14 protein-coding genes are annotated in these 13167 nt (G+C 66.2%); 13 read left to right on the plus strand and 1 reads right to left on the minus strand.

The window, feature by feature from the left end; all coding sequences use genetic code 11:
* From AC5RUJ_RS04565 to AC5RUJ_RS04590, 6 genes are all read left to right on the plus strand, one after another.
* On the plus strand, positions 1-538 hold a 538-nt coding region (locus AC5RUJ_RS04565), incomplete at its 5' end, for an LLM class flavin-dependent oxidoreductase (RefSeq protein WP_494155631.1).
* Positions 539-635: 97 nt separating this feature from the next.
* Positions 636-1421, plus strand: coding sequence for an NUDIX hydrolase (locus AC5RUJ_RS04570; protein ID WP_494127595.1), 786 nt, complete (start codon positions 636-638; stop codon positions 1419-1421).
* A 70-nt stretch (positions 1422-1491) separates the two neighbouring features.
* A complete protein-coding gene (locus AC5RUJ_RS04575; protein WP_494013690.1) occupies positions 1492-1719 on the plus strand; it encodes a PLDc N-terminal domain-containing protein in 228 nt (75 codons plus the stop codon).
* Positions 1720-1962: 243 nt separating this feature from the next.
* A complete protein-coding gene (locus AC5RUJ_RS04580; protein ID WP_494000912.1) occupies positions 1963-2808 on the plus strand; it encodes an ABC transporter permease in 846 nt (281 codons plus the stop codon).
* Positions 2805-3578 (plus strand): ABC transporter permease, encoded by a 774-nt coding sequence (locus AC5RUJ_RS04585; protein WP_494024182.1) that lies wholly within the window; start codon positions 2805-2807, stop codon positions 3576-3578. Before AC5RUJ_RS04580 ends, AC5RUJ_RS04585 begins: the two co-directional genes overlap by 4 nt.
* Positions 3568-4431 (plus strand): ABC transporter ATP-binding protein, encoded by an 864-nt coding sequence (locus AC5RUJ_RS04590; RefSeq protein ID WP_494000910.1) that lies wholly within the window; start codon positions 3568-3570, stop codon positions 4429-4431. The genes AC5RUJ_RS04585 and AC5RUJ_RS04590 overlap by 11 nt, the downstream gene beginning before the upstream one ends.
* A gap of 300 nt (positions 4432-4731) precedes the next feature.
* Here the strand turns inward: AC5RUJ_RS04590 and AC5RUJ_RS04595 are convergent, their stop codons facing one another.
* Positions 4732-5205, minus strand: coding sequence for a MarR family winged helix-turn-helix transcriptional regulator (locus tag AC5RUJ_RS04595; protein ID WP_494000909.1), 474 nt, complete (start codon positions 5203-5205; stop codon positions 4732-4734).
* Positions 5206-5329: 124 nt separating this feature from the next.
* Here AC5RUJ_RS04595 and AC5RUJ_RS04600 point away from each other — a divergent pair, with 124 nt between their 5' ends.
* From AC5RUJ_RS04600 to AC5RUJ_RS04630, 7 genes are all read left to right on the plus strand, one after another.
* A complete protein-coding gene (locus AC5RUJ_RS04600) occupies positions 5330-6262 on the plus strand; it encodes an SDR family NAD(P)-dependent oxidoreductase (RefSeq protein ID WP_494127594.1) in 933 nt (310 codons plus the stop codon).
* Between the two features lie 2 nt (positions 6263-6264).
* Complete coding sequence (locus AC5RUJ_RS04605; RefSeq protein WP_494127593.1) at positions 6265-7167, plus strand: amidohydrolase family protein; 903 nt, start codon at positions 6265-6267, stop codon at positions 7165-7167.
* The gene (locus AC5RUJ_RS04610; protein ID WP_494127592.1) at positions 7164-8375 is read left to right on the plus strand and encodes an acyl-CoA dehydrogenase family protein; all 1212 of its coding nucleotides are present in this window, start codon (positions 7164-7166) and stop codon (positions 8373-8375) included. The genes AC5RUJ_RS04605 and AC5RUJ_RS04610 overlap by 4 nt, the downstream gene beginning before the upstream one ends.
* Positions 8376-8403: 28 nt before the next feature.
* Entirely contained in the window at positions 8404-8859 is a 456-nt protein-coding gene (locus AC5RUJ_RS04615) for a MaoC family dehydratase (RefSeq protein WP_494013696.1), read from the plus strand.
* A gap of 155 nt (positions 8860-9014) precedes the next feature.
* A complete protein-coding gene (locus tag AC5RUJ_RS04620) occupies positions 9015-10010 on the plus strand; it encodes an ABC transporter substrate-binding protein (protein WP_494000904.1) in 996 nt (331 codons plus the stop codon).
* Positions 10011-10296: 286 nt separating this feature from the next.
* Positions 10297-11163, plus strand: a complete 867-nt coding sequence (locus AC5RUJ_RS04625) for an ABC transporter substrate-binding protein (RefSeq protein ID WP_494155632.1) — start codon at positions 10297-10299, stop codon at positions 11161-11163.
* A 358-nt stretch (positions 11164-11521) separates the two neighbouring features.
* A complete protein-coding gene (locus tag AC5RUJ_RS04630) occupies positions 11522-13075 on the plus strand; it encodes an acyl-CoA synthetase (protein WP_494127590.1) in 1554 nt (517 codons plus the stop codon).
* Positions 13076-13167 lie beyond the last annotated feature (92 nt).

Consider the following 13167-nt stretch of genomic DNA (forward strand, 5'->3'; position numbering starts at 1 on the left):
CCCTGCCGCCGGGCCGCTGCCCATCTGGCTGGCCACCGGGGGCAACGCCGGTTCTTCCGCCCGGGCCGGGCAGCTCGGACTGCCCGTCTCCTACGGGATTATCGGCGGAGCCCCGCACCGGTTCGCTCCACTGGCCGAGCTTTACCGGCGCACCGCGGCCCAGGCCGGCCACAGCGGTCCGCAGATCAAGGTTTCCGTTGCCGCCCTCGGGCTGGTGGCGCCGAGCAAGCAGGAGGCCCTCGACCGGTTCTACCCCGGCTGGCACAACCTCAACGTGGAAATGGGCCGGCTGCGCGGCTGGCCCGCGCCCGACAAGCGCGCTTTCCTGGCCCAAACCGAGGCCCCGGGCGCCTATTACGTCGGCGATCCGGACGACGTGGCCGAGCGGATTGCCCACCTGCACGGATACCTCGGACATGTGCGCCACTTCCTGCAGACCGACATCGGCGGGCTGCCGCACGAGCACCTGATCGACTCCATCACGCTGCTGGCCACCGAGGTCAAGCCGCGGGTTGAGCGGCTGCTGTCCCGGAAGTAGGCACGACACGCCGCCGGCGCGCCCCGCTGGCCATATCTATCCGCGGCTCGAAGCGACGCCTCCGCCGCCGTCCTAAGCTAAGGGCGTGGATAAAGCGGTGGACAGACAAACGGACCAGGCAGAGCTGGCGGCAACAGTCATCCTGCTGCGCGACGGCCCGGAGGGACTGGAAGTCCTGATGCTGGAACGCCCCGGCGGTGGATCCTTCGCGGGGGCCTGGGTATTCCCCGGCGGCAAGGTGGACCCGGGGGACTACCGTGCAGCCGAAGCCGAAGCCGAAGCCGAAGCCGACGCCGAAGCCAAACCCGAACCCGACGCCGACGCCGAAGCGGGCACCGGCACAGAGGCCGGCGGCGCCGTCGAACGTGACCAGGGTCGGCAGCTGGCGGCGGCAAGGATCGCAGGGGCGCGCGAGACCTTCGAGGAGACCGGCCTGCGGATCGCCGGCCAGGACCTGGTACACCTGTCCAACTGGGTGCCCCGCCACAGCCTCGTCCGCCGCTTCCAAACATGGTTTTTCACGGCAGTGGCCCCGGTCGGCGAGGTCGTGCTCAACGACGGCGAGCTGGCCGGCTTCGCCTGGATGCGGCCCGGCGAAGCGCTCCGCCGGCATGAGACGGGGCTGATGCGGCTGGTCCCGCCGACCTGGGTCACCCTGCATGAACTGGGCCGCTTCAACACCGTTGCGGACGCACTGGAAGCCGCTCGGAACACGGAGCCTTTCGACTATGAGAGCCACGTGCTTGACGACCCGGCCAGCGGACAGGTCATCGTGTGGGCGGGCGACGCTGCCTACCCCGGTCCCGGGCCGGCGGCGGCCGCCGGGGCCAGGCACCGGCTCTCCACCGCCTCGCTGCCCTGGCGGTACGAAAGGAACCGTTAGTCCCCTGCGTCGCCGGCCCGGCACGCCTACACTTGAGGCACCTGCTGCCACAACCGACCGGGAGGCCGCCATGAAGAAAGCCATGAAGAAGAAGTCCTTGAGGGATTTGAGCGGGGGGCAGCGGCTGCGTGTCGCCACCATGGCCGGGCTGCAGCTTGTCTTGCAGACGGCCGCTCTGAAGGACCTGAAGAAGCGCCCGGCAGCCCTGGTCAACGGGCCGAAGCCGGTGTGGTTTGCCGCGTCCTTCCTCAACTTCATCGGCCCTGCGGCCTACTTCCTGCTCGGCCGAAAGCGCTGAGCTCCTCAGCACAAACCGTTGATCTATTCAATTCAGCGGTGCTAAAGACCGTCGCGCAGTGTTGCCCGCGTAACGATGGCCTAGAGTGTTTGACGTCACCAAGTGGCGTCGACCACACTTGAGCTAGTGAACGCATGTTCGGCTAGCGAACAGCGCGGTCTGTATCCCCGTTCTCCTCGGGGCAGAAGGAGTGGAAATGAAATGTGCGCTGCATAGGGCGCCGCACCTCGTCGGGATGCTCCCATGAGCGCCCCCGCGGTGACAACTGACAGCAAGGGGCCGGCGGCCAGCCGGTCCCGCCGGCGCCCGTCGAAGAAGCGTCCCACCAAGCAGCTGCTGGGCCTCGCCGGGATCCTTGCATTCCTGCTGGTGTGGGAACTGGTGCCGCGGGTGGGGATTGTTGAGGCCCGCTTCCTGCCTCCTGCCTCCGAGGTGCTCGCCGTGCTGTTCAACGATTTCGGCCTGGCGGCGTTCTGGCTCGCGGTGGGCGAAACCATGCTCGCGTGGTTCCTTGGCCTGCTGATGGCGGTGCTGCTGGCCGTGGTACTTGGCTTCATCATCGGTTCGTCAAACTTCCTGCGGAAATTCACGAACTCCACGGTGGAGTTTTTGCGCCCCATCCCGTCGGTCGCGTTGATTCCGCTGGCCGTGCTGCTGTTCGGCGTGAAGATCGAGTCCTCGCTGATGCTGATTGTCTACGCATCGTTTTGGCAGGTCTTCATCCAGGTGCTGTACGGAGTGGCCGACGTTGACAACGTGGCGATGCAAACGGCGAAGTCCTACGGCTTGGGCCGATTCGCCCGGGTCCGCCACGTGGTGTTCCCCACCGCCCTGCCGTACCTGATGACCGGGGTGCGCCTGGCCGCAGCGGTGGCGCTGATCCTGGCCATCACGGCCGAACTGGTGATCGGTTCCCCGGGCCTGGGCAGGGAAATCGCGCTGGCGCAGTCCGGTGGCGCGATCGCGGGCATGTATGCGCTGGTGCTGGCCACGGGGCTGATCGGCGTGCTGGTCAACCTGGTGATGCGCTTCATTGAGCGCAAGACCCTGTCGTGGCATGAATCCATCCGTTCCGAGGTGATCGCGTGAAAGTCCTGAAAAGCGTTGCCTACGCGCTGGCGCTGCCGGTCATCCTCGTGCTGATCTGGTGGGCCTCGACGCTGGGCGCGACAAACTTCTTCGTGCCCACGCCGGCACTGCTCGTCGACGCGTTCGCCGAGACCTGGTTCGGAGAACGGCTTTTGTCCGACGTGCTGCCCTCGATCGGGCGGCTGATCATCGGGGTGGCCGCGGCGATCATCCTGGGCATCGTCGCCGGCCTGCTGATCGGCTCGATCAAGTGGCTGCGCGACTTCACCGAGCCGGTGCTGGAGTTCTTCCGCGCCATCCCGCCGCCGGTGCTGATTCCGGTACTGATGCTGCTGATGGGCATCACCGACACGATGAAGATTGTGGTCATCATCTCCGGCTGCATCTGGCCGGTGTTGCTGAACACCATCGAAGGCGTCCGCGCCATTGACTCGGTGCTTTCGGACTCGGCGCACACCTACGGCATCGGCGGCATGGCCCGCGTGCGCCACCTGGTGCTGCCCTCTGCGGGTCCGCAGATCATGGCCGGCGTCCGCCAGTGCCTGTCGATCGGGCTGATCCTGATGGTGATCTCCGAGATGTTCGCCTCGTCCTCGGGGCTGGGCTTTACCATCGTGCAGTTCCAGCGTTCCTTTGCGATCCCCGAAATGTGGTCCGGCATCGTGGTGCTGGGCCTGATCGGTGTTGCCATGTCATTCATCTTCCAATGGACCGAGCGCAAGATCCTGCGCTGGTACCACGGCCTGCGAGAGGTAGAAAATGCAGCCTGAAACCACCCCGGTTCCGACCGGCAAAACCCTGCCCGAAGGCCAGGCCATGCTCTCGGTGCGCGGCGTCAAGAAGGTCTACCACACCGACGGCGGCGACATCGAGGCGGTGCGCAACCTTACCTTCGACCTGCGGGCGGGGGAGCTGGCCTGCCTGGTCGGCCCGTCCGGGTCCGGCAAGACCACCTTGCTCAAGTGCATCTCCGGCCTGCTGGCCCCAACCGAGGGTGAGGTGCTGCTGGACGGCGCCCGGGTGACCGGCCCGCCCAAGAAGATGGCCGTGGTGTTCCAGGAGTACGGCCGCTCGCTGTTCCCCTGGATGCGGGTGCGCGAGAACGTGGAGCTGCCGCTGAAGAACGCCGGCATGGGCAAGGCCGAGCGCGACAAGCTCGTGGACGACGCCCTCGAGGCTGTGGGCCTGGACCACGTGCCGCAGTCCTACCCGTGGCAGCTCTCCGGCGGCATGCAGCAGCGCGTGGCCATCGCCCGGGCAGTGGCTTACCAGCCCGAGGTGCTGCTCATGGACGAGCCGTTCGCCGCCGTCGACGCCCAGACCCGGGCCGACCTGGAGGACCTGATCCGCACGGTCTGGAAGAAACTGGGCGTCACCGTCCTGTTCGTCACCCACGACATCGACGAATCGGTCTACCTGGGCCAGCGCGTGATCATCCTGTCCTCCTCGCCGACCGTGATCCAGGAAGACCTCGAGATCGACCTGCCCGACGAGCGCGACCAGCTCAACACCCGGGCACTGCCGCGGTTCACCGAACTGCGCCACCACGTCTACGAACAGATCCAGCTTGCCAAGCAGGGCCACCGCCCCGCCGCCGCCACCCAGGCCGGCAGCGCCGGCTAGCAGGAGGCAGTGGGGCGCCGGCCGCATCCTGGGCAAGGGGTGCGGCCGGCTCCGATTTTTAACCAGTGCGCCGGTCCCGCCCGCCCTCCGAGATCGACTACTCGGATAACGCCCTCCTCAGCGCTGAAAAGGGCGTTATCTGAGTAGTCGAGGGGGTGGGGTTGGGGTGGGGTTGAGGGAGGGGCTTGGGAAGAGGGGGTAGCCGGGCCTGCGGCGTCCGGTGTGCGGCGCCCCTCGCGGCCGGTTAGCAGGTGATGCGGCGCAGCAGGTCGCGCAGAACGCGGCGCCCGTCTCGGCCGGTCAGAAGGCGATGCGGCGCAGCAGGTCGCGCAGCGTTTCCCGTTCCTGTTCGTTCAGCCGGGCCAAGGACTCGTCCGAAGCCTCGCGGATGATCGCTTCGGCCTGCTTGTACAGCTTCCGGCCCGATGCCGTCGCAACGATGACCTTGGAGCGGCGGTCGCGCGGGTCGGCTTCACGGGTGACGGCGCCGCGCCGCTCCAACTGGTCCACCAGGGCCACGATCTGGCTGGGGTCCAGGCTCAGGAAGTCGGCGAGTTCGCGCTGCGACGGGTTCTCCCCGCTGCACGCCAGCGACAGCACAGAGTAGGACCGCACCTTCAGGTCAAGCTCGGCCAGCATGTTGTTGGCCAGGCCGGAGCCCAGCGAACGCGCCCGCGCCGTGAGGAACTCGATTTCGTTGGCCAGATCGGTGCCGTACAGCCGTTCAAGGCCGGCGGTCGCCGACGGGCGGACGGCCGTTGTTGCTGCGGACATGGTTCCTCGCTAGAAGTAGGTGCTGCCCAAAATGATTGACTTTTTCAATCATATGGGTTGTCATGGGTTCTAGACCAGCATAAACCGCAACGCACCCCCACCGTGCGGGACGAAGGAGCAGCAGATGTCTTTGGCCGGAAAAACAGCGATCGTCACCGGAAGCGGCCGGGGCCTCGGCCTGGCCTACGCGCAGGAGCTTGCCCGCCAGGGTGCCTCCGTTGTGGTCAATGACGTGGACGCGCAGGTCGCGGAGGAAGCCGTCGCCAGTATTACCGGCGCCGGCGGCCAGGCCATAGCCGTCGCTTCCCCAGTGGGGCCCACCGAAACTGCCCGCCAGCTGGTGGCCGCCGCCGTCGAGACCTTCGGTCGCCTGGACATCCTGGTGACCAATGCCGGAGTGCTGCGGGACAAGTCGCTGCTGAAGATGACCGACGAGGACTTCGACCTGGTGATCAACGTGCACCTGCGCGGCACCTTCACCTGCGTGCGCGAGGCCTACGCCTACTTTAAGGAGAACGCTGTCGCGGGACGGATCATCACGATCGGTTCGCCTACCGGCCAGCGCGGCAACTTCGGCCAGACCAATTACGCCGCGGCGAAGGCCGGGATCGTCGGGATGGTCCGGACCTGGGCGCTGGAGATGAAGAAGGCCGGCGTCACCGCCAACGCCGTGATTCCGGTGGCAGCCACCGCGATGACGAAGACCGTGCCGTTTTTCCAGAAGGCCGTGGAGGCGGACGAGCGCGGCGAGGCCATGCCCGACTTCTTCCGCAAGGAGCTGGGCTTTGGAACGGCCGACGACGTTGCCGGGTTGGTTGCCTACCTCGCCTCCGATGCGGCAGCCAACGTGACCGGCCAGGCGATCGGGGTGGGCGGCGACCGGCTGCAGTTATGGTCCCATCCGGAGCCCGTCGCCACCGAGTTCCTGGACGGCGGCTGGAACTACGAAGCGCTGAGCGAGCGCTTCCAGGACCTGTTCGGCGGCCGGCTGCAGAGCGTGGGCGAGACGTTCCCCGAGCTGCCGGCGGAACTGCAGCCCGAGTCGGCGGCGAAATAGCCATGCCTCCCACGCGTTACGAACCGGTGCTCGATGTCGCGTCGCTGGCGGCGATCGACATGCATGTTCACGTCGAGATCGACGGCCACGGACACCTCTCGCTGCCGCAGGAGCTGATGGACGCGTCGAGCGCGTACTTCAAGGCGGAGGAGCGGACGCCGTCGCTGGATGCGATCGCCGAAACGTACCGAAAACTGAAGATGGCGGCCGTGGTGTTCACCGTGGATGCCCGCACCCGCCTGAAGCACGAGCCGAACAGCATCGAGGACATCGCCGAGGGCGCCGCCCGCAACAACGACGTGCTGATCCCGTTCGGCTCCGTCGATCCGCTGACGGGTCCGGAGGCCATCGACCGGGCCAAGTCCTTGGCCGAGGATTACGGGGTGCGGGGCTTCAAGTTCCACCCGAGCCTGCAGGGCTTCAACCCGGCCCACGAGCGGTTCTACCCCCTGTGGGAAGCCCTGCAGTCGCTTGGCCTGCCGGCGGTGTTCCACACCGGCCAGAACGGCATGGGGGCCGGCACCCCCGGCGGCTCTGGAATCAAACTCGGCTACTCGAACCCGCTGCTGCTGGACGAGATCGCCGCCGACTTCCCGGGATTCCGGATCATCATGGCGCACCCCTCGGTGCCCTGGCAGGACGAGGCCAACTCGATTGCCACGCACAAGTCGAACGTGTTCATCGACCTGTCCGGCTGGTCGCCAAAGTACTTCCCGGAATCCCTGGTGAAACTCTCCAACTCCGTCCTGCAGGACAAGGTGCTGTTCGGCACGGACTACCCGCTGATCACCCCGCAGAAGTGGCTGGGCGCGTTCGCGGACCTGCCGATGAAGGACGAGGTCCGGCCGAAGATCCTCAAGGACAACGCGGTGCGCCTGCTCGGGCTGGGCGGTGGGCAGGCATGAGCACGGTGGCCCAAGAGAAGGCCGGCACCGCGGCCGGACCCTTCTATCCCTCCGACCAGTACGGCTACGCCGCGCTGCTGACCGACGCCGAACGCACCGTGCTCGGCCGGCTGCGCGGCGTGCTCGAGGAGCAGGTTCAGCCGCTGCTGGCGGACTACTGGGAACAGGGTGAGTTTCCGTATCAGATTGCCCAGCCGCTGTATGACCTGAACCTGATGGCGCCGGCCGAACTGACCGACGGCGGTGCGAAGCCCTCCGGACTCTACGAGGGCTTCCGCAACTTCGAGCTCGCCCGAACAGACGCCTCCGTCGCCACCTTCTACAACGCCCAGTCAGGACTGTTCCGCACGGCCGTGACTCTGGGCGGCAGTGCCGGGCAGGCCGCCGAGCTGGACCCGAAGATCCGCAGCTTCGAGTTGAAGGGCGTCTTTGCGCTGACCGAACCGGAACACGGATCGGACATCGCCGGCGGGCTTGAGACCAGCGCCCGCCGCGAGGGAGGCGAATGGGTGATCGACGGCGCCAAGCGCTGGATCGGCGGGGCCGCCGCTGCCGACGTGCTCGCCGTCTTCGCCCGCGACCAGGCGGACGGACAGGTCAAGTGCTTCCTCGTCCCGACCGATGCCCCCGGGGTCGGCATCGCCAAGATCTTGCGAAAGACCTCGCTGCGCATGATGCAGAACGCCGACATCGCGCTGGCCGGAGTCCGCGTACCGGACTCCGCGCGGCTGCAGAACGTCAACTCGTTCGCGGACGTGGCCTCGCTGCTGCGCAACATGCGCTCCGACGTCGCCTGGATCGCCGCGGGCGTACAGGCCGGCGCCTACGAGGCCGCGCTGCGCTACGCCAAGGAGCGGCGGCAGTTCGGCAAGCCGCTGGCCGGATTCCAGCTGGTTCAGGAGAAGCTGGCCACCATGCTCGGCAATCTCACGGCCTCGCTCGGCATGGCGGTGCGCCTGACCCAGCAGCAGGAGGACGGCATCTACAAGGACGAGAACTCGGCGTTGGCCAAGATGTTCTGCAGCGCCCGCATGCGCGAGACCGTTGCCCTGGCCCGGGAAGTCGTGGGCGGCAACGGCATCACCCTGGACACCGACGTCGCGCGGTTCCATGCCGACGCCGAGGCCGTCTATTCCTATGAAGGCACGCACGAGATCAACGCCCTGATAGTCGCCCGGGCAATCACCGGCACGGGCGCATTCCGCTAGAACCATCCATCTTTCCAAGGAGCCCTCTATGAGCAACACCGTCGTCAACCTCGAAGAACTGCCCAACCTGGTCGGCAAGGACCTGGGCTACACCGACTACCGTGAAATTACCCAGGACCAGGTCAACACCTTTGCCGATGCCACCGATGACCACCAGTGGATCCACACCGACCCGGAAAAGGCCAAGGAAGGACCGTTCGGCGCGCCGATCGCCCACGGCTTCCTGACCCTGTCGCTGGTCATCCCGCTGTGGAGCGAATTGTTCGATGTGGAAGGCGTCACGACCAAGGTCAACTACGGCCTGGACCGTGTGCGGTTCACCAGCCCGGTGAAGGTCGGCTCCAAGGTGCGCCTGCATTCGGTGATTTCCGAGGTCACCGAGGTGAAGGGCGGGGTCCAGATCAAGACCAACAACACCATCGAGATCGAAGGCGAGGAGCGCCCCGCGGTCATCGCGGAGTTCTTGGCCCGCTTTTACGCCTGACGCCGGGCCGCTCCTTGTCCTGACGGCTGCACAAATCCAACCTAACTGTTGATTTATTCAACTATTGTATCTACATTGTAATTAGGTGTGGCGTCGATCACAGTCAGTCTCCCGACGGCGGGGGCGGCGGCGCCTAGGACCGCGAGGAGCATTTCATGAAGAAGCACTTGGCGAAGTTGTTGGCCGGTGGCGCGATTGCCGCGATGGCATTGACCGGCTGCGGCTCCGGTTCCCCCTCCGGGTCGAACGAAGCGCCGGCGGAACAGTCCGGCGCCGCCGGCTCCGGGCTCACCAAGCTCACCGTAGGCGTGCTGCCGATCGCCCCGTCGGGAGCCATGCAGTACGGCATCGATGAGGGCATCTTCGAGAAGCACGGCCTGGAACTGGAGTTGCAGGCCGGGCAGGGCGGCGCTGCCATGCTGCCCGCCGTTTCCACCGGCACCCTGAACTTCGCCGTCGGCAATCCGCTGTCGGTGATGACGGCGGTGGACAAGGGCCTGGATATGAATATCGTCACGGGCTACAGCAACTCCAAGGCCGAGGGCGAGGATATCAACGCCGTGATCGTCAAGGCTGATTCCGGGATCGAGGACTTCGCCGATCTGGAGGGCAAGACCACCGCGGTCAACACACTCAAGACCCAGGGCGACCTCACCATCATGGAATCGGCGGCGATCGACGGGGGCGACCCGTCCAAGCTGAAGTTCAGCGAAATGCCGTTCCCGGACATGGAAGCCCAGCTGGAGCGCGGAAACGTTGATGCCATTTGGGTGCCTGAACCCTTCCAGTCGAAGGCGTTGGCCAACAAGGACTACAAGCTGCTGGGCTACCCGAACCAGAAGGCCTTGCCGGGCCTGCCCACCATGGTGACCTTCACCAGCGGCAGCTACGCCGACCAGAACGCGGAGATCGTGGCCGACTTCAAGGCAGCCGTTTCGGAAACCCTGACGGCCGCGGAAGCGGATCCGGCTGGCGTCCGTGCCGTCCTGCCGGACTTCATGGGCATGCCCGAAGAAGTGGCGAAGGGCCTGAAGATGGAAACGTTCGACGCCGAGCTCCCGGTGGATGTTCTCAGCGACATGGGCGAGCTGATGGTCAAGTACGGGTACGTGGACAAGGCTCCGGACGTGCCGGCCATGGCCGTCCAGTAGCCTTCGTTCTTGGCTTCAGGTGGCGAAGCGGTTCCCGGGATGCGGGAGCCGCTCTGCGGCCTGTTGCAGGGGTTCCCGTCGTTGACGGCCTCCACTATGTCCGTAGATACTGTGACCTAAGGCACACTCTTGCTGCATGGGGCGGTGAGTGGGAGAGGGACCCGTGAAGAGAATTGGAACGGCGGTTGCGCTGGCGGCAGTGCTGGCGGTAACAGGGTGCGGTGGGGGCAGCCCGTCCGGTGGCGGTGATGCGGCCCCGACCGGTGGCACCGAAGCCGCCGGCGGAATGACTCCCATCAAGGTTGGGGTCATCCCGATCGTCGACGTGGCTCCCATCTATCTGGGTGACCAGGAGGGATTCTTCGAAGAAGAGGGGCTGGATCTCGAACTCGTTCCGGCGCAGGGCGGCGCGGCCATCATTCCGGCCATCACGAGCGGTCAGATGGATTTCGGCTTCAGCAATGTCACGTCGCTGGTGATTGCCCGCTCCAAGGGGCTGAACATGCAGATGGTGGCCAACGGCGCTTCAACCACCGGCAACCAGGATGAGGATTTCGCGGCCGTGATGGTCAAGCCGGACAGCGGGATCAAGGAGATTGCGGACCTGACCGGCAAGCGCATCGGCGTGAATACCCTGAACAACATCAGCGACTCGACGATCCGTGAGGCGGTGGAGCAGGCCGGCGCGGACTCGTCGGACCTGAATTTCGTCGAGATGCCCTTCCCGGACATGCCCGCGGCGCTGGCCAACGGCAATGTGGACGCGATCGCCGCCGTCGAGCCGTTCGTGACCATCGTCGAAGGCGATGGTGCGGTGCCCGTGTTCTCCAACTATGCCTATCCGGTGGAAAACCTCACGGTGGCGACCTACTTCACCTCGGACGACATTGCCGAGGAGAAACCGGACGTCACCCAGGCCTTTGTTCGGGCGATGAAAAAGTCGTTGGCGTTCGCCGACGAGAATCCGGACCGGGTGCGCGAGATCCTGCCCGAGTACACGCAGCTTGACCCCGCGGTCATCGAAAAGCTGACCCTGCCGAAATTCCCGCAGGAGGTCAATGCCGAGTCCATCCAGGAGATCGCCGACATCTCCCTGAAGAACGGCCTGATCGAGGAGATCCCTGATATGGAGGCGCTCCTGCCGCGGCAATAGGCGTCCACCGGCCTGCGTTGGCCGACGTGTTGCTGAGGGTCTGGCGGTGCGGCTAGGGGCGGGCCGTCGGCGGAAACGCCTCTCCGCGCTCGCGGAGGGGCGTTTTCCTGTTCCCGGGCGGGTCGAACGGCTGCCTTCTGTGGCGGACCGCCGGTTGTGGTGCGGCGAAGGCCGATGGTACACCCGCATCTTCAACTATTGACTTTCTCAACTAAATGGCCCTAGGTTGGAGATGTCCAGTGTGATCTGGTTCACCGCTGAGCCGTAAGTCCGGCCCCCGCCCGCGGGCTTGAGGGTCGGGGCCGCTCGAGGGGGCTGTCCAGACCCGCTCGCCGGGTACGTCGGAAGGTATGTCACCATGCACAATCAAGGTCTTGGGGCCTGGATCCACAAGCGCCGCATGAAGTCCGCCGCGAAAACCGCCGTCATCAGCAGCGCGGGTGAACTGAGCTACGGGGAGTTCGCCGGGCGGGTGGACCGCCTGGCTAACGCCCTGGCGGACCGCGGCGTCGGCCGCGGTGACCGGGTGGCCTACCTGGGGGAGAACCACCCGGCGTTCCTGGAAACCTTCTTTGCGTGCGGGACCCTGGGCGCCATCTTTGTTCCGCTGAACACCCGGCTGGCCCCGCCCGAGGTCCAGTTCGCCCTGCAGGACTCCGGCAGCCGCATCCTGGTCCACGCCCGCAGCCTGCAGACGCTGGCTGACCGCGGCAGTGCGCTGCTGGGGCTAAACCGGCGGATCGTGGTGGAAGATACCCCGGCGGGAACCGTTGCCGAGGCAGCCGAGCCGGGCACCGTCGTCGAACTTTTGGAGGAAGTCATTGCCTCCGGCAGCACAGAACGCCGCGATGAGGCAGTGACGCTGGATGACCCGGCCATGATCCTCTACACATCCGGCACCACGGGCCGGCCCAAGGGGGCGCTGCTCACGCACGGCAACATGACCTGGAACAGCATCAATGTGCTCGTGGACTTCGACATGGCCAGCACCGACGTCGCCCTGATGATCGCCCCGATGTTCCACGTGGCATCCCTGGGCATGGGCGTGCTGCCGGCCCTGCTCAAGGGGGCCACCGTGGTGCTGGAGCCCAAGTTCGATCCGGGGCGGACCCTGATGCTGATCGAGAAGTACAAGGCCACCAGCATCAGCGGCGTGCCGACCACCTACCAGCTGCTGTGCGAGCACCCGGACTGGGACAAGACGGACATCAGCTCCCTGAACAAGCTGACCTGCGGCGGATCGGCCGTGCCCATGCGGGTGCTGGAGGCCTACGAGGCCCGCGGGCTGTCCTTCACCAACGGCTACGGGATGACCGAAACGGCCCCCGGAGCCACCACGCTGGCGGCGGAGAAGTCCCGCCCGAAGGCCGGATCGGCCGGGCTCCCGCACTTCTTCACGGACATCCGGATCGCCGATCCGCTGGGCGAGGTCCTGCCCCCGCGGGAGGTCGGCGAAATCCAGATTGCGGGTCCCAACGTCATCCGCGAGTACTGGAACCGGCCCGATGCTATGGCCGAGAGCTATGCCGACGGCGTATGGTTCAAGTCCGGCGACATGGGCTACGTGGACGACGAAGGCTTCCTCTTTATCTCCGACCGGCTCAAGGACATGATCATCTCCGGCGGCGAGAACATCTACCCGGCCGAGGTGGAGCAGGTCATTTTGGAGCTGGAGGCCGTCAGCAGCGCCGCGGTCATCGGCGTCCCGGACGAGAAATGGGGGGAGGTGCCGCGCGCGGTGGTCACGCTCCGCGAGGGCTTCTCGGTGTCCGCCGAGGAGATCCAGCAGCACCTGGACGGGCGGTTGGCCCGCTACAAGATCCCCAAGTCCGTGGTGTTTGTGGAGGACCTGCCGCGGACGGCCAGCGGAAAGATCCGCAAGGCCGACCTGCGGAAGGAATACTCGAACTAGACGGGGCTGCCCCCGGGCGCGGGCTACTTGCGGGCGCCGAACTGCCTGCGGGCGCCGGCCAACTTCCGGGCGCCGAATTGCCTGCGGGCGCC

Source organism: Arthrobacter sp. Y3223164 (assembly GCF_059091005.1).

Excerpts from the sequence above, each read along its gene's own strand:
- AC5RUJ_RS04575 (WP_494013690.1), top strand. The coding sequence starts at position 1,492 with ATGAAGAAAGCCATGAAGAAGAAGTCCTTGAGGGATTTGAGCGGGGGG.
- AC5RUJ_RS04580 (WP_494000912.1), top strand. The coding sequence starts at position 1,963 with ATGAGCGCCCCCGCGGTGACAACTGACAGCAAGGGGCCGGCGGCCAGC.
- AC5RUJ_RS04590 (WP_494000910.1), top strand. The coding sequence starts at position 3,568 with ATGCAGCCTGAAACCACCCCGGTTCCGACCGGCAAAACCCTGCCCGAA.
- AC5RUJ_RS04595 (WP_494000909.1), bottom strand. The coding sequence starts at position 5,205 with ATGTCCGCAGCAACAACGGCCGTCCGCCCGTCGGCGACCGCCGGCCTT.
- AC5RUJ_RS04600 (WP_494127594.1), top strand. The coding sequence starts at position 5,330 with ATGTCTTTGGCCGGAAAAACAGCGATCGTCACCGGAAGCGGCCGGGGC.
- AC5RUJ_RS04605 (WP_494127593.1), top strand. The coding sequence starts at position 6,265 with ATGCCTCCCACGCGTTACGAACCGGTGCTCGATGTCGCGTCGCTGGCG.
- AC5RUJ_RS04610 (WP_494127592.1), top strand. The coding sequence starts at position 7,164 with ATGAGCACGGTGGCCCAAGAGAAGGCCGGCACCGCGGCCGGACCCTTC.
- AC5RUJ_RS04615 (WP_494013696.1), top strand. The coding sequence starts at position 8,404 with ATGAGCAACACCGTCGTCAACCTCGAAGAACTGCCCAACCTGGTCGGC.
- AC5RUJ_RS04620 (WP_494000904.1), top strand. The coding sequence starts at position 9,015 with ATGAAGAAGCACTTGGCGAAGTTGTTGGCCGGTGGCGCGATTGCCGCG.
- AC5RUJ_RS04625 (WP_494155632.1), top strand. The coding sequence starts at position 10,297 with ATGACTCCCATCAAGGTTGGGGTCATCCCGATCGTCGACGTGGCTCCC.
- AC5RUJ_RS04630 (WP_494127590.1), top strand. The coding sequence starts at position 11,522 with ATGCACAATCAAGGTCTTGGGGCCTGGATCCACAAGCGCCGCATGAAG.